We start from the raw sequence: 21487 nt of genomic DNA, 5'->3' as shown, positions 1-21487 counted from the left end.
ATAATGTATATTAGTTTGGCTCGGTAGCTCAGTTGGTAGAGCAATGGATTGAAGCTCCATGTGTCGGCGGTTCGATTCCGTCTCGCGCCATTATTATTAATATTTAGGAAGGGTAGCGAAGAGGCTAAACGCGGCGGACTGTAAATCCGCTCCTTCGGGTTCGGGGGTTCGAATCCCTCCCCTTCCATCTTAAACGGGCATAGTTTAAAGGTAGAACTAAGGTCTCCAAAACCTTCAGTGTGGGTTCAATTCCTACTGCCCGTGTTTTGGAAATGGCGGGTGTGGTGAAGTGGTTAACACACCAGATTGTGGCTCTGGCATGCGTGGGTTCGATCCCCATCACTCGCCTATTTATATTATTGGGGTATAGCCAAGCGGTAAGGCAAGGGACTTTGACTCCCTCATGCGTTGGTTCGAATCCAGCTACCCCAGTTATACTTTTAAGCCGGCGTGGCGGAATTGGCAGACGCGCTGGACTCAAAATCCAGTGTCCTCACGGACGTGCCGGTTCGACCCCGGCCGCCGGTATAGCTTAAAGAAGTACTAAAGCCTTGTTTATTGAGGCTTTTTTTAGCTTTTAATATTTATTTTGTTATAATAGTTTTAATTGCAATGAAGGGTAAGTACTAAGTACATGGTTATTATTGAGAAAGCGCCAGCAAAGATTAACTTAGGGTTGGATATTGCTGGTAAGTGTTCGGATGGTTATCATAAATTATCTATGGTTATGGTGAGCATTGATCTGAATGATTATGTGACGGTTGAAGCTTGTTCGGAGGATGTGATTAAAATTGTTTCAGACAATAATATGATGCCTTTAAATAAGAGGAACGATGTTTATAAAGCTGCTTATCTGATTAAGGAGCGATATTCAATTAGATCAGGGGTCTCTATCTTTTTGGAAAAAAGGATTCCAGTTTGTGCTGGTTTAGGTGGTGGTTCTTCTGACGCTGCGGCGACAATTAGAGCTTTGAATAAACTTTGGCAACTTGAGATGTCTCAAGAAGAGATGATTGAAATTGGTTTTACTATTGGAAGTGATGTACCTTATTGTTTAAAAGCAGGCTGTTCGTTAATTTCGGGAAAAGGTGAGCAGGTGGAATGTTTGAATGCCAAAGTGTCTTCTTGGGTAGTTTTAGTCAAGCCTGATTTTGGTATTTCGACAAGAACAGTTTTTCAAGAAATTGATTGTGATACCATCAGTCGAGTCAATATTGAGGCTTTGAAGGATGCTATTTTAGCTGACGATTATGAGTCAATGATTGCTCACATGGGGAATTCTCTGGAGGATGTGACGATTGCTAGAAAACCTTTCATTCGAAAGATTAAGGATCGCATGGTGAAATGCGGAGCTGATGTTGCTCTGATGACAGGAAGTGGGCCAACAGTTTTTGCACTTTGTAAAACTGAGAAAAAGGCTGATAGAATTGTAAATAGTATGAAGGGTTTTTGTAAGGAAGTTTACAAAGTTCGAATTTTGTAGAATTGTAGATGAAAGGAATCATGAAAATGAACCGCATCCCAAAAGTTAGATAGAAAAAATCTAACATTTGGGATCTTATTTTATACTTAATAAAAATTAAATTCTGAATTACAGTGATGATATGAACTTTACACAATCCCAATAAGAGAACTCAAATCAGCTCCAAAAGATAAAACATTGGCTCCTTATCACAAACGGATTCAAGTTGTGTATTTCCGCTCCCAAAAGATGACTTACAAAACTATTCCTGAGAGCATTGGTTTCTCTCATGACACCATCTGGCGTTTGGTGAAGAAATATGGACAAGAAGGCCTTTCTTTGCTTATTCAAGATACGCGAGGTGACCGTTATCGTTCTTATTTAACATATGAGGAAGAAAGAAGCTTTTTACAAGAACAGTTTACTAGCCCTCAGGACAATTTATCGCAATTGCAGAGCTTCATGAAGCCTATCAAGAGCATGTGGGAAGCGAAGGTTTCTATGCCTTATTGAAACGCTATGGTCGGGTCAAAGAATCAAGAGATTCTTTGAGGCGGGTTTTGGTCATACTAGTAAGCTTGGTTCGTGCTTGGTCTCCAAAGGGGTATTGTCCTCATGTTGCTAGCCATCATATTCGTGAGTATCGTTATTGTGATGGGGCTGTCAATGCCTATACAGGTGACTCATTTTTCATCATAGCAGGTGGATGTAATAGTGCTTGGATGAATGAGTTTTTACGCCAGCTATCGGCCGCTTATCCAGAAGACTATATTATTTTAGTCGTGGATAATGCCGTCTGGCATAAATCTCAGATGTAAAATATCCCTGAGAATATCGAATGTACCTTCGTTCCCCCCTATACACCTGAAATGACCCCTATTGAGCAAGTATGGGCAGAGATTCGCAAACGTGGTTTCAAGAATAAAGTATTTAGAACATTGAACGAGGTAATTGATAGACTTCAGGAGATTATTCAAACCGCGTCTTCTTGTCAACTAAAATCAATTGTACATAGACATTGAACTTCGGCTATTTTTTATTTTAATTGAGTATGATATGTCCGAAGGCTATGAGAAGAGTTTTAATTTCCTTAACCAACTCGAACAAGCTATCACTGATTATATTTTTTTACTACAACAACAAACGCATTAAAGTCAAACTAAAAGGACTTAGTCCTGTAGAGTACTGAACTAAATCCTTTCTCTAATGTTTTTTATAACTTTTTGGGGGCAGTACAAAATTTGATTCTTTTTTTTCTTCATGGTATAATTAACTGGTTAATTAAGTGAGGTGCTTTTATGACAAATTTGAATAAACAATTAGACGATTTGGTTAATCACATTTTGTTGAAGGCTGAAAATCAGCATGAGTTACTTTTTGGTGCTTGTCAAAGTGGGGTCAACCTGACCAATACACAGGAACATATTTTGATGCTCTTGTCTCAGGAGAGGCTGACTAACTCTGATTTATCCAAGCGTTTGAATGTCAGTCAGGCAGCAATAACAAAGGCTATTAAGAGTTTGGTCAAGCAAGATATGTTGGCGCCGGTCAAAAAAGTAGATGATGCGCGAGTTACCTTTTTTGAGTTAACGGATTTAGCAAAACCTGTGGCCGAGGAACATACACATCATCATAAGGCGACCTTAGCTGTCTACGATGAACTAGTCAATCAATTTTCTGATGAGGAAAAGCAAGTTATTGAGCGATTTTTAATCGCTTTTTCGGATCAGTTAGAAGGAATGAAATGAGATATATAACGGTTGAAAATCTTTCCTATCAGTACGATAATGAGCCTGTTTTGGAAGGAGTTAATTATTATTTGGACAGTGGTGAGTTTGTCACTCTGACTGGTGAAAATGGTGCTGCTAAGTCAACTTTGATTAAAGCAACACTAGGTATCTTGACACCTAAAGTAGGAAAGGTTGAATTTTCAAAATTCAATAAGAATAGAAAGAAGCTACGTCTTGCCTACTTGCCTCAGCAAATCGCTAGTTTCAATGCTGGCTTTCCATCAACAGTTTATGAGTTTGTTAAATCAGGCCGCTATCCACGGAATGGTTGGTTTCGGCGCTTAACCAAGCATGATGATGAACATATCAAGGCTAGTCTAGAGTCTGTTGGTATGTGGGAAAGCCGTCATAAGCGAATTGGCAGTTTGTCTGGTGGTCAAAAGCAAAGAACAGTTATTGCGCGAATGTTTGCTTCGGATCCTGATATTTTTGTCTTGGATGAGCCTACCACTGGGATGGATTCTGGAGCTACTCAAACATTCTATGAGCTGATGCATCACAGTGCTCATAAGCATGGCAAGTCTGTTCTCATGATCACGCATGATCCTGAAGAGGTCAGACAATATGCAGACAGGAACATTCATTTGGTGCGCAATCAAGAACTTCCTTGGCGATGTTTTAATGTTCATGAGTCTGATGTAGATGGAGGTAGCCATGTTCACTGAAATACTATCCTATGATTTTATGCAACGTGCGTTGCTAGCTGTTGTGGCCATTAGTATTTTTGCACCGATTTTAGGCATTTTCTTAATTTTGCGGCGTCAGAGTTTGATGAGTGATACTCTGAGTCATGTATCCTTGGCTGGGGTGGCTTTGGGTGTTCTTCTTGGTATATCACCGACTTGGTCAACCATATTAGTGGTCACTGTTGCAGCGGTTATTTTAGAATATCTCAGAACAGTCTATAAGAACTATATGGAGATTTCAACAGCGATTTTGATGTCCTTGGGATTGGCAGTTTCTTTGATGATTATGAGTAAATCTAATAATGCTAGTGGTGTTAGCTTAGATCAGTATTTGTTTGGCTCTATTATCACAATTAGTAAGGAGCAGGTCATTGCACTGTTTGCTATTGCTGTGATTATCTTAGTCTTGACTATGCTCTTTATTCGTCCTATGTATATTTTGACTTTCGATGAGGATACAGCCTTTGTGGATGGACTGCCTGTTCGTCTCATGTCCATTTTGTTTAATGTCGTGACTGGAATTGCGATTGCTTTGACAATTCCTGCTGCTGGGGCTCTCTTGGTCTCGACCATCATGGTTCTGCCAGCGAGTATTGCCATGCGATTGGGAAAAAATTTCACTTCTGTTATCTTTATCGGAATTCTGATTGGTTTCTTGGGCATGGTTGCAGGAATCTTCCTGTCTTATTGGTGGGAAACGCCAGCAAGCGCAACTATAACCATCATTTTCATTGGAATTTTCCTGATAATCAGCATTTTTAGTCTGCTGAAAAAGCGTGCGTAGTAAAAGAGTCTGGGACAAAAGTCCTTTGTCTGATCAAAAAAAGCAACGGTTTTGCGCCGTTGCTTTTTGCGTAGTTGTGATAGACAGTCTTGTTAAACCAGAATTGTCCCATAAACCTTTTAGAAAGACTATCTCATGCACATTCACTAACACAAATCCGACTACTTTACTATTAGAACTTGCTTATATCTTGCCTAAAGACCATATTGTCTTTACAATCGAACGGGTTGTCAATACACCAAAGGAGCATTACTTTCGGTCTATCCATTTGCCCTTCATCCCCCAAAAACTCCTTCTATCAGCTCTTCTCTTTGCTATTCACAAGGTATCTTCTCTGGGCGCAAGATTGAAGCTAATACCAACAAATACAGCTTCGTTTGGAAGAAAGCGGCGAATAAGTTTCCCGTCATACTCCAAAAACAGACACAGATGCTTGAAGAAAAATTGGCAGATCTGATCCAATATATTGAAGAAGAATTAGTCAAAGTAAAGGATGATTTTTCAGTGCGGACCGAGAAATATGAGGGGTATCAGGTATTAAAGCGAAAAAGAATGCAAAGCGCTCTCATCTGAAGCGGGCAGTCGCATCTTTGACAAACGCCAAGTTGATGTGGAAGTTGTTTTTGGTCAGGTATAGGCTTGCTTGGGGTCCAAGAGATGTGCCTGAGAGGTAAAAGACAGCTTTCTATGAGCTTTGTTCATATGGCAAACAAGCTTCTAAAATATAACAAGAGAACAAGTAAAAACTAAAAAGTAGAGCTCCCATTAAAATGGAGCTCTACTTTTTTGACTAGTCAAGGGACTTTTGTCTCAGACTCATTTAAGTGGTCAGAGTATCAGTAAGTTAAAACAAAATATTTTTTCTTGCCGCGACGGATGACAGTGAGTTCGCCATCAATTTTATCGTTAGCTGATAGGCTGTAATCCAAATCTTGCACACGTTCGCCATTGATATAGATGGCCCCATTTTGTACATCTTCACGAGCTTGCCGTTTTGATGGTGAAATTTTAGCAGCGACCAGGATTTCTACGATGTTGAGATTGTCGTCTGTGCTAACCGCGTAGTTAGGCACATTGCTAAGACCTTGTTTGAGTTCTTTAGCTGAGAGATTTTTAATGTTACCAGCAAAAAGCTGTTCAGTAATGTTGAGGGCTTGTTGGTAGGCTTTCTCACCGTGAACAAGTGTAACAACTTCGCGAGCTAGAATCTTTTGTGCTAAGCGTTCATGGCGAGCTGAGTTGAATTCTTTTTCGATTTCAGCAATTTCTTCCAGTGATAGGAAAGTGAAGATTTTCAAGAAACGCACGGCGTCATCATCCATAACATTAAGCCAAAATTGATACATTTCATAAGGAGAAGTCTTATCGGCATCAAGCCAAACGGCATTTCCCTCTGACTTACCAAATTTTTTACCAGTAGCATCTGTAATAAGAGGCACTGTCATAACATGTCCGATCTTGTCAGCTTTACGGCGTAGTAACTCAGTTCCCGCTGTCATATTTCCCCACTGGTCAGAACCGCCGATTTGCAGGGTGACATTGTGTTTGTCATTAAGTTCATAGAAATCATAGCCCTGCATGATTTGGTAAGCAAACTCAGTATAAGAAATTCCAGTTTCGATACGCTTTTTAACAGAATCCTTGCTCATCATGTAGTTAACAGTAAAATACTTTCCAACGTCGCGCAAGAAATCAATAAAGCTGATAGAGCCAAACCAGTCATAATTGTTGACCATTTCAGCTTTATTATCACCATTTTCAAAATCGAGGAAACGAGAGAGCTGATTCTGGATCTTAGTCACCCAACCGTCAACGGTATCTTTGGTTTGGAGGCTACGCTCAGCATCTTTAAAGGATGGATCGCCGATTAGTCCAGTAGCTCCTCCAACGAGAGCGTATGGTTTGTGGCCAGCCAATTGCAAACGGCGTGATGTCAAAATGGCAACCAGGTGACCAAGGTGAAGACTGTCTGCTGTTGGATCATAGCCTGTGTAATAAGAAACTTGCCCTTCTGTTAATGCTTTTACTAAGGCTTCTTCGTCAGTCGTCTGAAAGACCAAGCCGCGGGCTTTAAGTTCTTCAAAAATATTCATAAGGCTTTCTCCATTTTCTATATAGTTTATAGGATATTATATCAAAAATGGCTGTCGCTATGCAAGCTTTATCAAAGTTTGATATAATATAGAACGAGGTATGTAAATGTCTAGAGAAAAAAAGAACAAACGAGAGAGAAAAAAAGAACAATCATTAGATATCATCGGTATAGGTTCTGTCTTTTTTAGGACCATTAAATTGATGACAGACTTTTTCTATGTGGTTATTTTGCTCTTTGCCATGTTAGGTACAGGCTTAGCTTTTGGTTACTTGGCCAGTCAGGTTGAATCAGTGAAGGTTCCTAGCAAGGACAGTATGGTGAGTCAGGTCGAGTCGGTAAGCATGATTTCTCAGTTGACTTATTCAGATAAGAGTTTGATTTCTAAGATAAATACGGACTTGCTGCGTACACCTGTTAGTAAGGAGGCTATTTCAGATAATGTCAAACAAGCTATAGTGGCAACTGAGGATGAAAATTTCAACAAACACAAGGGTGTTGTCCCTAAGGCTGTTTTTCGTGCCACCTTGGCTTCTATTTTAGGTTTAGGGGAATCCAGCGGTGGTTCTACTCTAACTCAGCAGCTGATTAAGCAGCAGATTTTAGGAGATGATCCGACATTTAAGCGGAAATCTAAAGAGATTATCTACGCCTTGGCTTTGGAGCGCTATATTGATAAGGATGAGATTTTATCGGACTATTTAAATGTCTCTCCCTTTGGACGTAATAATCACGGGCAGAATATTGCTGGTATTGAAGAGGCTGCCAAAGGAATATTTGGCGTATCAGCTAAGGATTTGACGATTCCACAAGCTGCCTTTTTGGCGGGCTTGCCACAGAGTCCAATTGTGTACTCACCCTACACGGCTGATGCTAAGCTTAAGTCTGACGAAGATATGGCCTATGGAATTAAGCGTCAGCACAATGTGCTCTACAACATGTACCGCACAGGTGTTTTGACTAAGAAAGAATACAACGCCTATAAGTCTTACGATATCAAACAGGACTTTTTGGAACCTGAGACGGTTGTAACTGGTACGCATGATTACCTTTATTATTCGGTTTTATCAGAAGCTCAAGATATCATGTATGATTACTTGATAAAACGCGACAAGGTATCTGAACAAGATTTGAAAAATGACACGACTAAGCAACTGTATGAACAAAAGGCTCAAGAAGAGCTACAGCGCGGCGGTTATACGGTTAAATCAACTATCAACAAAAGGGTTTATAATGCGATGCAACAGGCAGCCGCTCAGTTTGGCAGCCGTCTTGATGATGGAACTGGTACGGTGCAGATGGGTAATGTCCTCACTGACAATTCAACAGGGGCTATCCTAGGCTTTGTTGGAGGCCGTGATTTCCGTACCAATCAAAACAACCATGCTTTTGATACGAAACGTTCGCCAGGTTCAAGTATTAAACCCATTTTGCCTTACGGTATCGCAATTGATCAGGGCTATTTAGGAAGCGCAAGTGTCCTGTCAAATTATCCGACAACATTCTCAAGCGGCGAAAAAATCATGCATGCATCTGACGAAGGAACAACCATGATTTCACTTTCAGAAGCCTTGAATGTTTCTTGGAATATCCCAGCTTTTTGGACCTACAAGCTATTAAACGAAAAAGGTGTTGATGTTGAAAGCTATATGACGAAGATGGGGTATGACATCCCTGAGTACGGTATTGAAAGTCTGCCTCTGGGTGGTGGTATTGATATTTCTGTAGCTCAACAGACCAATGCATACCAAATGATTGCAAATGGTGGCGTTTATCAAAAGCAATACATCGTGGAAAGTATTACCAGCGGTAACGGTGAGGTTATTTACAAGCATGAATCTAAACCTGTGCGTGTCTTCTCAAAGGCGACAGCAAGTATTTTGCAAGATTTACTGAGGGGACCAATCAGTTCAGGTCAGACAACAACCTTCAAGGCTCGCCTCCAATCTATCAATGGTAATCTGGCTAATGCTGATTGGATTGGTAAAACTGGGACAACTAACTCCACATCTGATGTCTGGCTCATGTTGGCAACTCCAAAGGTCACTTTGGGTGGTTGGGCAGGACACGATGACAACACGTCTTTGCAATCTTTGACAGGATATAATAATAATGCCGACTACATGGCCAATTTAGTCAATACCATCAGTCAAGCTGACGCCAGCCTTTTTGATACGGCGCCGCGATTCAGTTTGGATTCTAGTGTTATCAAAGCTAATGTACTTAAATCAACAGGCTTGCAGCCAGGTTCGGTTTCGGTTAACGGACGTAATATTACCTTGAATGGGGAAACCACGACTAGTTATTGGGCCAAAAACGGTCCAGGAACCATGACTTACAAGTTTGCTATTGGTGGAACGGATAGTGATTATCAAAAAGCTTGGGCAAGTCTTCTAGGTGGAAGATAAGTCTTGATTTTTAGAGACAAATAGGTTATAATTTTAATAACTATTTGTCGTCTGATCTAGTTGAAATATTGTCCAACTAGGCTTACAGCAGTTAAATCATACTTTTTAAGTCAGATTTAGCTGCTCTTTTTGTGCCCATTTTTAGTATTTTATATAGTTTGTAACCTATATTTAAAGATTCTAAAAATTATCATAAATGATATATTCAACTAGACAGATTGACAATAAACCATGACTTGAGCGTAATCTGAAAGGCCTTTTAAATAGCTGCCTTGAAGAACAACTCTTTAGTCGCTCTATCTTATATAAAGGAGTAATAACTTGGCAGGACATGACGTTCAATACGGGAAACATCGTACCCGTCGTAGCTTTTCAAGAATCAAAGAAGTTCTTGATTTACCAAATTTGATTGAAATTCAAACAGACTCATTTCAAGATTTCTTAGATAATGGTCTGAAGGAAGTTTTTGAAGATGTACTTCCCATTTCAAACTTTACCGACACTATGGAACTTGAGTTTGTCGGCTATGAATTGAAAGAACCTAAGTACACTTTGGAAGAAGCTCGTATACACGATGCTTCATACTCTGCACCAATTTTCGTTACTTTCCGTCTAGTTAACAAGGAAACTGGCGAAATCAAAACTCAAGAAGTTTTCTTCGGTGATTTTCCAATCATGACGGAAATGGGGACCTTCATCATCAATGGTGGTGAGCGTATTATCGTTTCTCAGTTGGTTCGTTCTCCTGGTGTTTATTTCAATGATAAAGTTGATAAAAATGGTAAAGTTGGTTACGGTTCAACTGTGATTCCTAATCGTGGAGCTTGGCTTGAATTAGAAACAGATTCAAAAGATATTGCTTACACACGTATTGACCGTACACGTAAAATTCCATTTACAACACTTGTGCGTGCACTTGGTTTCTCAGGTGATGATGAAATCGTGGATATCTTTGGAGACAGCGAACTTGTTCGTAACACTATCGAAAAAGATATTCATAAGAATCCAAATGATTCACGTACTGATGAAGCGCTCAAGGAAATTTACGAACGTCTTCGTCCAGGTGAACCAAAAACAGCTGACAGCTCACGTAGCTTGCTTGTAGCTCGCTTCTTTGACCCACGTCGTTACGACTTAGCAGCTGTTGGTCGTTATAAAATCAACAAAAAACTCAACCTTAAAACACGTCTTCTAGGTCAAACGATTGCAGAAAATTTGGTTGATGGTGAAACAGGTGAAATCCTTGTTGAAGCTGGTACTGAGATGACACGTGATGTCATTGATTCAATCGCTGAATATATTGACGGCGACCTCAACAAGTTTGTTTACACCCCAAACGACTATGCGGTGGTAACAGAACCAGTTGTTTTGCAAAAATTCAAGGTTGTTGCACCAAATGATCCAGATCGAGTTGTCACTATTGTTGGTAATGCTAATCCAGATGATAAGGCACGCGCTCTTACTCCAGCTGATATCTTGGCTGAAATGTCTTACTTCCTCAACCTTGCAGAAGGTATCGGTAAAGTTGACGATATCGACCACCTTGGTAACCGTCGTATCCGTGCGGTTGGTGAATTACTTGCAAATCAATTCCGTATTGGTTTAGCACGTATGGAACGTAATGTTCGCGAACGTATGTCTGTTCAAGACAACGAAGTCCTAACACCGCAACAAATCATCAATATTCGTCCTGTAACAGCTGCTGTTAAAGAATTCTTTGGGTCTTCTCAGTTGTCACAGTTCATGGACCAACACAACCCACTTTCTGAATTGTCACACAAACGCCGTTTGTCAGCCTTAGGACCTGGTGGTTTGACACGTGACCGTGCTGGTTATGAAGTTCGTGACGTGCACTACACGCACTATGGCCGTATGTGTCCTATTGAAACACCTGAAGGACCAAACATCGGTTTGATTAATAACTTGTCATCATATGGTCACCTGAATAAATACGGATTCATCCAAACACCATACCGTAAAGTTGATCGTACAACTGGTGTTGTAACTAACGAGATTGTTTGGCTGACAGCCGATGAAGAAGATGAATACACAGTAGCCCAAGCAAACTCACCATTAACTGAAGATGGTAAATTTGCTAATGAAATCGTTATGGGACGTCACCAAGGTGTCAACCAAGAGTACCCTGCAAGTCTTGCTGACTTCATGGATGTTTCTCCTAAACAAGTAGTTGCCGTTGCGACTGCATGTATTCCTTTCTTGGAAAATGATGACTCTAACCGTGCCCTCATGGGTGCCAACATGCAGCGTCAGGCTGTGCCATTGATTGACCCACATGCCCCATACGTTGGTACTGGTATGGAATATCAAGCTGCGCATGATTCCGGTGCTGCGGTCATTGCTAAGCATGACGGACGCGTTATCTTTTCAGATGCTGAAAAAGTTGAAGTTCGTCGCGAAGATGGCTCCCTTGATGTTTATCATATTACTAAATTCCGTCGTTCAAACTCAGGTACAGCATACAACCAACGTACACTCGTTAAAGTTGGTGATATTGTTGAAAAAGGTGATTTCATTGCCGATGGACCTTCTATGGAAGGTGGAGAAATGGCTCTTGGTCAGAACCCAATCGTCGCTTACATGACTTGGGAAGGCTACAACTTCGAGGACGCTGTTATCATGTCTGAACGTCTTGTGAAAGAGGATGTCTACACCTCTGTTCACTTGGAAGAATTTGAATCAGAAACGCGCGATACAAAGCTTGGTCCTGAAGAAATTACTCGTGAAATTCCGAACGTTGGTGAAGAAGCCCTCAAAGATCTTGACGAAATGGGTATCATTCGTATTGGTGCTGAAGTTAAAGAAGGTGACATCCTTGTCGGTAAGGTAACACCTAAGGGTGAAAAAGACCTTTCTGCGGAAGAACGTCTCTTGCATGCTATCTTTGGTGATAAGTCACGTGAAGTACGTGATACATCACTTCGTGTACCTCACGGTGGAGATGGTATCGTTCGTGACGTGAAAATCTTTACACGTGCCAATGGTGATGAACTGCAATCAGGTGTTAACATGCTTGTTCGTGTTTACATCGCACAAAAACGTAAAATCAAAGTCGGAGATAAAATGGCCGGTCGTCACGGAAACAAAGGGGTTGTTTCTCGTATCGTTCCTGTTGAGGACATGCCATACCTTCCAGACGGGACACCAGTTGATATCATGCTGAACCCACTTGGGGTGCCATCTCGTATGAATATCGGACAAGTTATGGAACTCCACCTTGGTATGGCTGCGCGTAACTTGGGTATCCACATTGCGACACCAGTCTTTGACGGAGCAACTTCAGATGACCTATGGTCAACTGTTCAAGAAGCTGGTATGGACTCAGATGCTAAGACAGTCCTTTATGATGGTCGTACCGGTGAACCATTTGATAACCGTGTATCCGTTGGGGTCATGTACATGATCAAACTTCACCACATGGTTGATGATAAATTGCATGCTCGTTCAGTTGGTCCTTACTCAACAATCACTCAACAACCGCTTGGTGGTAAAGCGCAATTCGGTGGACAACGTTTCGGTGAAATGGAAGTTTGGGCTCTTGAAGCTTATGGTGCTTCAAACGTTCTTCAAGAAATTTTGACTTACAAGTCAGATGATGTGACTGGTCGTTTGAAAGCCTATGAAGCTATCACTAAAGGTAAACCAATTCCAAAACCAGGTGTGCCAGAATCCTTCCGCGTTCTTGTTAAAGAATTGCAATCACTTGGCCTTGACATGCGTGTTCTTGATGAAGACGACAATGAAGTAGAGCTTCGTGATCTTGATGAAGGCGAAGATGATGATGTTATGCATGTTGATGAGCTTGAAAAAGTCCGTGAACAACAAGCTGTTGAAACAGCGGAAGCGGCTTCCTCCGAAGAATAAAAATTTGATAAATAAGCTGTGCTAGTGCTGGGGCTTTCCCCCAGCAGTGCTAGCCTAAAGATAAATCTAAGAAAGGTAAAACTAGTGGTTGACGTAAATCGTTTTAAAAGTATGCAAATCACATTAGCCTCACCAAGTAAGGTCCGTTCATGGTCTTATGGTGAAGTTAAAAAACCTGAAACAATCAACTATCGTACGCTCAAACCAGAACGTGAAGGTCTTTTTGATGAAGTCATTTTTGGACCAACAAAAGACTGGGAATGTGCTTGTGGTAAATATAAACGTATCCGTTACAAAGGAATTATTTGTGACCGTTGTGGTGTAGAAGTTACTCGTGCTAAAGTGCGTCGTGAACGCATGGGACACATTGAATTAAAAGCTCCAGTGTCACACATTTGGTACTTCAAAGGTATTCCATCCCGCATGGGGCTTACCCTTGATATGAGTCCGCGTGCTCTTGAAGAAGTTATCTATTTTGCTGCTTACGTAGTTATCGATCCAAAAGATACTCCGCTTGAACCAAAATCACTTTTGACTGAACGCGAATATCGCGAAAAAATTCAAGAATACGGTTACGGTTCATTTGTTGCAAAAATGGGTGCTGAAGCGATTCAAGACCTCTTGAAGCAAGTTGACCTTGATCAAGAAATTGCAGAGCTTAAAGATGAGCTTAAATCTGCAACTGGTCAAAAACGTGTCAAAGCCGTCCGTCGTTTGGATATTTTAGATGCCTTTAAAAAATCAGGAAATAAACCTGAGTGGATGGTATTGAATATCTTGCCAGTTATTCCACCAGATCTTCGTCCGATGCTACAATTGGATGGTGGGCGCTTTGCAACATCTGATTTGAACGACCTCTACCGTCGCGTTATTAACCGTAACAATCGTTTGGCTCGTTTGCTTGAACTCAATGCCCCCGGCATTATTGTGCAAAATGAAAAACGTATGTTGCAAGAAGCGGTTGATGCTCTTATTGATAATGGTCGTCGTGGTCGTCCGATTACAGGACCAGGCAGCCGTCCGCTTAAATCTCTTAGCCAAATGCTAAAAGGTAAACAAGGACGTTTCCGTCAAAACTTACTTGGTAAACGTGTTGACTTCTCAGGACGTTCTGTTATCGCCGTAGGTCCAACACTTAAGATGTACCAATGCGGTGTGCCACGTGAGATGGCTATTGAGCTCTTTAAACCATTTGTTATGCGCGAAATCGTTGCCCGCGAATATGCTGGAAATGTCAAAGCTGCTAAACGTATGGTTGAACGTGGAGACGAACGCATTTGGGATATCCTAGAAGAAGTCATCAAAGAACACCCAGTTCTTCTTAACCGCGCACCGACTCTTCACCGTCTCGGTATTCAAGCCTTTGAGCCAGTTCTGATTGATGGTAAGGCGCTTCGTCTTCACCCACTTGTTTGTGAAGCATATAATGCGGACTTTGATGGTGACCAAATGGCCATCCATGTGCCACTGTCAGAAGAAGCACAAGCAGAAGCTCGTCTTCTTATGCTTGCCGCTGAACACATCCTTAACCCTAAAGATGGTAAACCGGTCGTAACCCCTTCTCAGGATATGGTTCTTGGTAACTACTACTTGACAATGGAAGATGCTGGCCGTGAAGGTGAAGGTATGATCTTCAAAGACCGTGATGAAGCTGTTATGGCTTATCGCAATGGTTACGTTCACCTGCATTCACGCGTTGGTATCGCTGTTGACAGCATGCCAAACAAACCTTGGACGGATGAACAACGCCATAAAATCATGGTCACAACTGTTGGTAAGATTCTCTTCAACGACATTATGCCAGAAGATCTCCCATATCTTCAAGAGCCAAATAACGCCAACTTGACTGAAAAAACGCCAGATAAGTACTTCTTGGCACCAGGACAAGATATTCAAACTGTTATTGACAGCTTGGACCTCAATATTCCATTCAAAAAGAAAAATCTTGGTAACATCATTGCTGAAACCTTCAAACGTTTCCGCACGACTGAAACATCGGCCTTCCTTGACCGCTTGAAAGACCTTGGTTACTACCATTCAACACTTGCTGGTTTGACAGTGGGTATCGCCGATATCCCAGTCATCGATAACAAACAAGAAATTATTGATGCAGCTCACCACAAGGTTGAGGATATCAACAAAGCCTTCCGTCGAGGTCTCATGACCGATGATGACCGTTATGTTGCTGTAACAACAACTTGGCGTGAAGCTAAGGAAGAACTTGAAAAACGTCTGATTGAGACACAAGATCCTAAGAACCCAATCGTTATGATGATGGACTCAGGAGCGCGTGGTAACATTTCAAACTTCTCTCAACTTGCCGGTATGCGTGGTTTGATGGCTGCGCCTAATGGACGCATCATGGAACTTCCAATCCTTTCAAACTTCCGTGAAGGTCTCTCAGTATTGGAAATGTTCTTCTCAACTCATGGTGCGCGTAAAGGTATGACCGATACAGCCCTTAAGACAGCCGATTCGGGTTACCTGACTCGTCGTTTGGTTGACGTTGCTCAAGATGTTATCATTCGTGAAGACGACTGTGGTACAGACCGTGGTTTAGTTATCACAGCTATCACTGATGGTAAAGAAGTGACTGAGACACTTGAAGAACGCCTTGTTGGACGTTATACTAAGAAATCTGTCAAACACCCAGAAACTGGTGACCTTATCGTTGGTCCTGATACCTTGATTACCGAAGATATGGCTGCTAAGATTGTAGCTGCTGGAGTGGAAGAGGTAACTATCCGCTCAGTCTTCACATGTAATACACGTCACGGGGTTTGCCGTCACTGTTATGGTATCAACTTGGCAACTGGTGATGCTGTTGAAGTCGGTGAAGCAGTCGGTACTATCGCCGCTCAATCTATCGGTGAACCTGGTACACAGTTGACCATGCGTACTTTCCACACGGGTGGTGTTGCTTCAAATACTGACATCACACAAGGTCTTCCTCGTATCCAAGAAATCTTTGAAGCACGTAACCCTAAAGGGGAAGCGGTTATTACTGAGGTTAAAGGACGCGTTATTGAGGTTGAAGAAGATGCAGCAACTCGTACTAAGAAAGTCTTCGTTCAAGGGAAGACTGGTATGGGCGAATACGTAGTACCATTTACAGCACGTATGAAAGTTGAAGTTGGCGATGAAGTGCATCGCGGAGATGCTTTGACAGAAGGCTCCATTCAACCTAAACGTCTCCTTGAAGTTCGTGACACCTTGTCAGTCGAAACTTATCTCCTTGCTGAAGTGCAAAAAGTTTACCGTAGCCAAGGGGTAGAAATTGGTGATAAGCACGTTGAAGTGATGGTCCGCCAAATGCTTCGTAAAGTTCGTATCATGGATCCAGGTGATACGGATCTTCTTCCAGGTACTCTTATGGATATCGCAGATTTTACAGATGCTAACAAGGAAATTGTTATCGCTGGTGGTATTCCTGCAACATCACGTCCAGTACTTATGGGGATCACTAAAGCTTCCCTTGAAACTAATTCATTCTTGTCAGCTGCGTCCTTCCAGGAAACAACTCGTGTCCTCACTGATGCTGCTATCCGCGGTAAGAAAGATCACCTTCTTGGTCTTAAAGAAAATGTTATCATTGGTAAAATCATCCCAGCTGGTACGGGTATGGCTCGCTACCGTAACATTGAACCATTGGCCGTTAATGAAGTAGAAACACAAGAAGAAGCTGAAGTTGGAACAAGTGAAGAAATTGTCACAACTGACGTTGAATAAGCATTGAAAGTCTGAGAGTAATCTCAGGCTTTTTTGCTAATATCAGACCAATCATCCTTGCAAGTAAAGCTTAGTACATTGGTACCATAAAATGAAGGACCTGTGAATTTAAGAAATAAGTTATCTAGCCTAGATTTACATGTTTCGGTTATTATCTCCTTTATAATAATTATAAGCAAGCAAAATTTTTTAAAAATCCATTTATTTTGTATATAATAGTGCACAAAGAGGATTTAATATTATGTATCAGGTAATTAAAATGTATGGGGATTGGGAGCCTTGGTGGTTCTTAGACGATTGGAAAGAAAGCATCCAGGAAGTTTCCTCCTTTAATCAATTTGAGGAGGCTTTGGATTATTATTCAATGGAATGGGATAAGCTCAAGGAAGCTTATCCAAGTTATCAGAGTAAGCAAAATTTATTGGCGGCTTTTTGGGACAAGGAGGATCAGAGGTGGTGTGAAGAGTGTGATGAGCATTTGCAGCAGTATCATTCTCTCTTGTTATTGGAAGATTGGCAGGAGCTTTCAAGGCAAAATGGAATCAGTTCCTTTGAAAGTTGTAATGATGAAAGTATCACTCCGTCTAGCTGTGCTTTGAATCGCTAATCTTTTAGTGCAGCTATTTTTAAAATAATGTAAAAAAACTTTACAAATTTGTAGAGTTTTTTTCTTTACCTGCGAATATTTAAGGTGAGGAGGTAAATATGGTTCAGGACTTAGCCAGAAAAATGATTTCAGATGCCGTGGAGGTGAGTGCCCAGGATATTTATGTGATTCCCAAGGGTGATCGCTATGAGCTTTTTATGCGGATTGGTGACGAAAGGAGGTTTATTAATGTTTTTGATAATGACTATATGTCTAGTCTTATTAGCCACTTTAAGTTCGTTGCGGGAATGAATGTTGGAGAGAAACGACGTAGTCAGCTTGGATCATGTGATTATGCTCTTGCGGATGGTAAAAAAGTATCGCTTCGCTTGTCTAGTGTAGGTGACTATCGTGGTCGCGAGAGTTTAGTTATCCGTGTTCTCCATAAAAGGCGACATGAGTTGCGTTACTATTTTGACGGAATGAAAAATATTCTGAAAGTGATTGGCGGAAGAGGACTTTACCTTTTTTCGGGACCAGTTGGGAGTGGTAAGACCACTCTCATGTACCAGCTTATTGCGGAAAAATTTCCTGACAAACAGGTTATCAGCATTGAAGATCCTGTTGAAATTAAACAGGACAGCATGTTGCAGTTGCAACTTAATGAGAGCATTGGCATGACCTATGACAATCTTATCAAGCTTTCCTTGCGGCACCGGCCAGATATTCTCATTATAGGGGAGATTCGTGATACTGAAACAGCGCGAGCAGTTATTCGAGCTAGCTTAACAGGAGCTATGGTCTTTTCGACAATTCACGCTAAGAGTATCTCGGGTGTCTATGCACGTTTGATTGAGCTTGGAGTTAGTCCGCAGGAGTTGGATAATAGCTTGCGCTTGATAGGTTATCAGCGTTTGATTGGGGGAGGAGGTGTGATTGATTTTGTCGAAAGAGACTTCCAAAGATATGATCCCACATCATGGAATGAACAGATTGATGGTTTGGCTCAAGACGGATATATCAGTGCTGAGCAAGCCAAAATCGAAAAAATTAGGGCTTAAGCAGCAAAGAAAGGTCATTCAACTCTTTAACAATCTCATGCAGAGTGGTTTTACATTGACTGAAATGGTTGATTTTCTCAAGCGGAGTCAACTTTTGGCGGATCATTATACTGAACAAATGCGAGCGAGCCTGCTTAGTGGGCGTGGTTTGCCCGACATGATGGCTGGTATTGGTTTCTCAGATGCTATTGTGACGCAAATTTCTTTAGCTGATGTGCATGGCAATACACAAAAGTGTCTCTTAAAAATCGAGAAGTATTTGGCTCAGATGGCGATTGTCAAGAAAAAGTTGATTGAAGTGGCGACCTATCCAATAATTCTTTTAAGTTTTCTGGTCTTTATCATGTTGGGGCTGAAAAATTATTTACTGCCTCAGTTGGAAAAAGGCAATTTAGCTACCCAGCTTATCAATCATTTTCCAAGCCTTTTCTTGCTAGGGCTTGTTATCAATGTATTGGTAGGTGGCGGTCTTTACCTGATTTCTAAGCGAGTGCCTGCTCTTGTCTTGGCCGGTAAACTCAGCCAGATTCCTCTATTTGGAAAGTTTGTTCAGCTCTATTTGACGGCCTACTATGCTCGTGAATGGGGAAATCTACTAGGACAGGGTGTAGAATTAGCGCAGATTGTTAAATTGATGCAGGATCAGAAGGCCAGTCTATTTCAGGAAATTGGTCGAGATATGGAAAAAGGCTTGATGAAAGGACAAGCTTTTCACCAACAGGTCTTAGCTTATCCATTTTTTCTCCGAGAGCTGAGCCTGATGATTGAGTACGGAGAAGTAAAATCAAAACTCGGCAGCGAGTTGGAAATTTATGCGGCAGAAACGTGGGAGACCTTTTTCAGTCGTTTAAACCGAGCAACCCAGTTCATACAACCGATTATTTTTCTACTCGTTGCTCTGGTTATTGTGATGATTTATGCGGCAATGCTTTTGCCTATGTACCAAAATATGGAGGTTAATCTATAAATGAAAAAATTGTTGAAAAAACTACAGAAAACTAGGGTTAAAGCTTTTACGCTAATTGAGATGCTAGTTGTTTTGCTTATTATCAGCGTACTGATGCTGCTCTTCATACCTAATCTAGCCAAACAGAAGGAGAAAATCACAGAAACAGGTAATGCAGCTGTAGTCAAAGTGGTGGAAAGTCAGGCAGAACTTTACGAAGTAAACGGTAATTCGAAGGCTACCCTGGATAAACTGGTAAAAGAAGGGAACATCACAGCTAAGCAGCAAAAGGCTTATAATGACTACTACATCAAGCATCCAGATGAAGCACGCCAAGTGTCCAACTAGAGCATTTACGCTTTTAGAAAGTCTATTGGTTCTACTGGTGACATCTTTTCTAGCCCTAAGCTTGACAGGTTCAGTCAAACAAATCTTTGACAGGATGGAAGAAAATATTTTTTTTCTGACTTTTGAATCGCTTTACCGTGATAGCCAAAAGTTGAGCATTTTACAACAGTCGGAGCAAACCTTGGTTATTTCGGATAAGGCTATTAGTAATACTACAACTAGCCTACCTGTTCCTGCTAGCGTTGAGGTGCTAGACAGCAATAAAATTGTTTTTGACAAGGCTGGTGGAAATTCATCTCTAGCTAAGATCAGTTTTCGAACCAAGCAAAAGTTGGTGACTTATCAATTATATTTGGGGAGTGGTAACTATAAGAAAAAAGAAAGTGAAAGCCTACATTCTCCTTGAGAGTCTAGTTGCTTTAGGAATCTTGGCTAGTATTGTTAGTCTGGTTTTATCAGAAATTAATCTAAATCGCAAAGACTTGCAAGCTAACCTGCACAGGCAGGAGGTTTTAAATGTGGCCAATATGGCAGTGCAGACCGGGCAAGACAGTTTGACCTTGAATGGTGTCAGCGTCAGAGTAGTAAAAAAGGGAGGACAAATTAGCGTTTATGACAATGAGAAGCTACTACTGCAGGCTGAAAAGGAATAAATTCTCAATGGGTATCAGAAAGAGACGAGCTGTCAAGATGCGGATTGCCCAAAAGGTCCAGGTGACTTTGTGCAGCTGGGTAATGACAATGAAAAATTGGAAACGAAGATATAGTGGACATCAGGCACTTATGGATAGCTTAGATCCTAAAAAACGACTGCCAGCCTTTACACTTTTGGAATGTTTAATGGCTCTGCTAGTTATTTCGGGTTCGGTTTTGGTTTATAATGGTTTGAGTCGTTCTTTAGTTGGCAATGTTCATTATTTGTCGGATTCGCGTCAGAATAATTGGCTCCTTTTTTCTCAGCAGTTAAGTGCTGAACTAGCTGGCAGCCAGTTGGACAAGGTTGAGGACGGCAAACTTTATGTTACTAAGGCTGGTCAGGCTTTGGCTTTTGGGCAATCTAGGAGTGATGATTTTCGTAAAACTAGTGCAGATGGGCGAGGCTATCAGCCCATGCTTTACGGCCTAAAGAGCTCTGCTATTTCTCAAGAAAAGGGAAAAGTCCGTATTCAGCTGCAATTCGATAATGGTTTAGAGAGGACATTTATCTATGCTTTTGACCAAAAAAGTTAAGGCTGGTGTGCTCCTCTATGCCCTATTGATGTCAGCTATCTTTGCCTTACTCTTACAATTTTATCTGGGGCGAGTGCTGGCTACCCAAAGGCAAAGTCAGGCTCAGCTGCTTTCTAGTCAAGCTCAGCTCATGGCACAGATGACGCGGGAAATGGCAGAGCAGGTAGATGGGCAGCTGTCCTTTGTCCAAGGGAGCAGCTCTTATCATAAGCAAGGTGAGCATCTTCTAGTCAAGGTTAGACTTAAACATGGTCAGGTTTACAACTATACTTTCCTTTCCCAAAGACAAGCTCAAACTGTCAATAATCAAGATTCCACATCTCAAGCAAGTAAGCCTAGTGATACTGGTTCACAAAAAAATGATGATTTGTTGTTAGAAAGCGAAAATTGAAGAGAGCTAAAAAAGTAAACCATTTCCAAGGTGATACACTTGGGGTGGTTTACTTTGTGTGCTTCCAAATTTTAGCGATGTTGCGCAAAAAC

The 21487-nt window shown here is 41.3% G+C and carries 16 protein-coding genes, 6 tRNA genes and 3 pseudogenes; 24 read left to right on the top strand and 1 reads right to left on the bottom strand.

Going from position 1 to position 21487, the window contains the following annotated elements; genetic code table 11:
• Positions 1–17 precede the first annotated feature (17 nt).
• The 13 genes and pseudogenes from A3GS_RS0103965 to A3GS_RS13290 form a co-directional block, all read left to right on the top strand.
• A tRNA-Phe gene (locus A3GS_RS0103965) sits at positions 18–90 on the top strand.
• A 16-nt stretch (positions 91–106) separates the two neighbouring features.
• Positions 107–187, top strand: a tRNA-Tyr gene (locus A3GS_RS0103960).
• 6 nt (positions 188–193) lie between these two features.
• Positions 194–264, top strand: a tRNA-Trp gene (locus A3GS_RS0103955).
• 11 nt (positions 265–275) lie between these two features.
• Positions 276–348 (top strand) — tRNA-His (locus tag A3GS_RS0103950).
• Positions 349–360: 12 nt separating this feature from the next.
• Positions 361–432 (top strand) — tRNA-Gln (locus A3GS_RS0103945).
• Between the two features lie 12 nt (positions 433–444).
• A tRNA-Leu gene (locus A3GS_RS0103940) sits at positions 445–528 on the top strand.
• A 106-nt stretch (positions 529–634) separates the two neighbouring features.
• Positions 635–1483, top strand: a complete 849-nt coding sequence (gene ispE, locus A3GS_RS0103935; protein WP_018364120.1) for a 4-(cytidine 5'-diphospho)-2-C-methyl-D-erythritol kinase — start codon at positions 635–637, stop codon at positions 1481–1483.
• Positions 1484–1618: 135 nt separating this feature from the next.
• Positions 1619–2484: pseudogene (locus A3GS_RS13295) on the top strand (IS630 family transposase).
• Between the two features lie 34 nt (positions 2485–2518).
• Positions 2519–2651 (top strand): annotated as a pseudogene (locus A3GS_RS12235) (IS3 family transposase); the annotation flags it as partial.
• A gap of 109 nt (positions 2652–2760) precedes the next feature.
• On the top strand, positions 2761–3210 hold the full coding sequence (locus tag A3GS_RS0103920) for a zinc-dependent MarR family transcriptional regulator (protein WP_018364119.1): 450 nt from the start codon (positions 2761–2763) through the stop codon (positions 3208–3210).
• On the top strand, positions 3207–3917 hold the full coding sequence (locus A3GS_RS0103915) for a metal ABC transporter ATP-binding protein (RefSeq protein ID WP_018364118.1): 711 nt from the start codon (positions 3207–3209) through the stop codon (positions 3915–3917). The genes A3GS_RS0103920 and A3GS_RS0103915 overlap by 4 nt, the downstream gene beginning before the upstream one ends.
• On the top strand, positions 3907–4722 hold the full coding sequence (locus A3GS_RS0103910; RefSeq protein WP_018364117.1) for a metal ABC transporter permease: 816 nt from the start codon (positions 3907–3909) through the stop codon (positions 4720–4722). Before A3GS_RS0103915 ends, A3GS_RS0103910 begins: the two co-directional genes overlap by 11 nt.
• A 135-nt stretch (positions 4723–4857) precedes the next feature.
• A pseudogene (locus A3GS_RS13290) lies at positions 4858–5253 on the top strand (transposase); the annotation flags it as partial.
• Between the two features lie 305 nt (positions 5254–5558).
• Here the strand turns inward: A3GS_RS13290 and tyrS are convergent.
• Positions 5559–6815 (bottom strand): tyrosine--tRNA ligase, encoded by a 1257-nt coding sequence (gene tyrS / locus A3GS_RS0103895; RefSeq protein ID WP_018364114.1) that lies wholly within the window; start codon positions 6813–6815, stop codon positions 5559–5561.
• 106 nt (positions 6816–6921) lie between these two features.
• Here tyrS and pbp1b point away from each other — a divergent pair, with 106 nt between their 5' ends.
• The 11 genes from pbp1b to comGG all read left to right on the top strand — a co-directional run bounded on the left by pbp1b (position 6922) and on the right by comGG (position 21395).
• A complete protein-coding gene (gene pbp1b, locus A3GS_RS0103890; RefSeq protein WP_018364113.1) occupies positions 6922–9222 on the top strand; it encodes a penicillin-binding protein PBP1B in 2301 nt (766 codons plus the stop codon).
• A 321-nt stretch (positions 9223–9543) separates the two neighbouring features.
• Positions 9544–13104: a DNA-directed RNA polymerase subunit beta gene (gene rpoB, locus A3GS_RS0103885; RefSeq protein WP_018364112.1), complete on the top strand. Its 3561-nt coding sequence runs from the start codon at positions 9544–9546 to the stop codon at positions 13102–13104.
• Between the two features lie 84 nt (positions 13105–13188).
• Entirely contained in the window at positions 13189–16833 is a 3645-nt protein-coding gene (rpoC, locus tag A3GS_RS0103880) for a DNA-directed RNA polymerase subunit beta' (protein ID WP_018364111.1), read from the top strand.
• 241 nt (positions 16834–17074) lie between these two features.
• Positions 17075–17440 (top strand): DUF1033 family protein, encoded by a 366-nt coding sequence (locus A3GS_RS0103875; RefSeq protein WP_018364110.1) that lies wholly within the window; start codon positions 17075–17077, stop codon positions 17438–17440.
• A gap of 98 nt (positions 17441–17538) precedes the next feature.
• Positions 17539–18480: a competence type IV pilus ATPase ComGA gene (gene comGA / locus A3GS_RS0103870; RefSeq protein WP_018364109.1), complete on the top strand. Its 942-nt coding sequence runs from the start codon at positions 17539–17541 to the stop codon at positions 18478–18480.
• Positions 18404–19447, top strand: a complete 1044-nt coding sequence (gene comGB / locus A3GS_RS0103865; protein WP_156808868.1) for a competence type IV pilus assembly protein ComGB — start codon at positions 18404–18406, stop codon at positions 19445–19447. Before comGA ends, comGB begins: the two co-directional genes overlap by 77 nt.
• Positions 19448–19774, top strand: coding sequence for a competence type IV pilus major pilin ComGC (comGC, locus tag A3GS_RS0103860; protein ID WP_018364107.1), 327 nt, complete (start codon positions 19448–19450; stop codon positions 19772–19774).
• Positions 19725–20180, top strand: a complete 456-nt coding sequence (gene comGD, locus A3GS_RS0103855) for a competence type IV pilus minor pilin ComGD (protein WP_156808867.1) — start codon at positions 19725–19727, stop codon at positions 20178–20180. Before comGC ends, comGD begins: the two co-directional genes overlap by 50 nt.
• Positions 20134–20427 carry a competence type IV pilus minor pilin ComGE gene (gene comGE, locus A3GS_RS0103850; protein ID WP_026216263.1) on the top strand — a complete coding sequence of 98 codons (294 nt, stop codon included), beginning with the start codon at positions 20134–20136 and terminating at the stop codon, positions 20425–20427. Before comGD ends, comGE begins: the two co-directional genes overlap by 47 nt.
• Before the next feature lie 130 nt (positions 20428–20557).
• Positions 20558–21004 (top strand): competence type IV pilus minor pilin ComGF, encoded by a 447-nt coding sequence (gene comGF, locus A3GS_RS0103845; RefSeq protein WP_040807380.1) that lies wholly within the window; start codon positions 20558–20560, stop codon positions 21002–21004.
• Positions 20982–21395 (top strand): competence type IV pilus minor pilin ComGG, encoded by a 414-nt coding sequence (gene comGG / locus A3GS_RS0103840; RefSeq protein ID WP_018364103.1) that lies wholly within the window; start codon positions 20982–20984, stop codon positions 21393–21395. The genes comGF and comGG overlap by 23 nt, the downstream gene beginning before the upstream one ends.
• Positions 21396–21487: the final 92 nt, after the last annotated feature.

Origin of the sequence: Streptococcus caballi DSM 19004 (assembly GCF_000379985.1) — a bacterium.
Lineage (GTDB): Bacteria > Bacillota > Bacilli > Lactobacillales > Streptococcaceae > Streptococcus > Streptococcus caballi.
Note: the sequence above shows the minus strand (reverse complement) of the source record. Positions and strands in the feature narration are given on the sequence as shown.

What these genes read in the sequence shown, in the direction of transcription:
- ispE (WP_018364120.1), top strand. Translation starts at nt 635, where the DNA reads ATGGTTATTATTGAGAAAGCGCCAGCAAAGATTAACTTAGGGTTGGAT.
- A3GS_RS0103920 (WP_018364119.1), top strand. Translation starts at nt 2,761, where the DNA reads ATGACAAATTTGAATAAACAATTAGACGATTTGGTTAATCACATTTTG.
- A3GS_RS0103915 (WP_018364118.1), top strand. Translation starts at nt 3,207, where the DNA reads ATGAGATATATAACGGTTGAAAATCTTTCCTATCAGTACGATAATGAG.
- A3GS_RS0103910 (WP_018364117.1), top strand. Translation starts at nt 3,907, where the DNA reads ATGTTCACTGAAATACTATCCTATGATTTTATGCAACGTGCGTTGCTA.
- tyrS (WP_018364114.1), bottom strand. Translation starts at nt 6,815, where the DNA reads ATGAATATTTTTGAAGAACTTAAAGCCCGCGGCTTGGTCTTTCAGACG.
- pbp1b (WP_018364113.1), top strand. Translation starts at nt 6,922, where the DNA reads ATGTCTAGAGAAAAAAAGAACAAACGAGAGAGAAAAAAAGAACAATCA.
- A3GS_RS0103875 (WP_018364110.1), top strand. Translation starts at nt 17,075, where the DNA reads ATGTATCAGGTAATTAAAATGTATGGGGATTGGGAGCCTTGGTGGTTC.
- comGA (WP_018364109.1), top strand. Translation starts at nt 17,539, where the DNA reads ATGGTTCAGGACTTAGCCAGAAAAATGATTTCAGATGCCGTGGAGGTG.
- comGB (WP_156808868.1), top strand. Translation starts at nt 18,404, where the DNA reads ATGAACAGATTGATGGTTTGGCTCAAGACGGATATATCAGTGCTGAGC.
- comGC (WP_018364107.1), top strand. Translation starts at nt 19,448, where the DNA reads ATGAAAAAATTGTTGAAAAAACTACAGAAAACTAGGGTTAAAGCTTTT.
- comGD (WP_156808867.1), top strand. Translation starts at nt 19,725, where the DNA reads ATGACTACTACATCAAGCATCCAGATGAAGCACGCCAAGTGTCCAACT.
- comGF (WP_040807380.1), top strand. Translation starts at nt 20,558, where the DNA reads ATGGATAGCTTAGATCCTAAAAAACGACTGCCAGCCTTTACACTTTTG.
- comGG (WP_018364103.1), top strand. Translation starts at nt 20,982, where the DNA reads ATGCTTTTGACCAAAAAAGTTAAGGCTGGTGTGCTCCTCTATGCCCTA.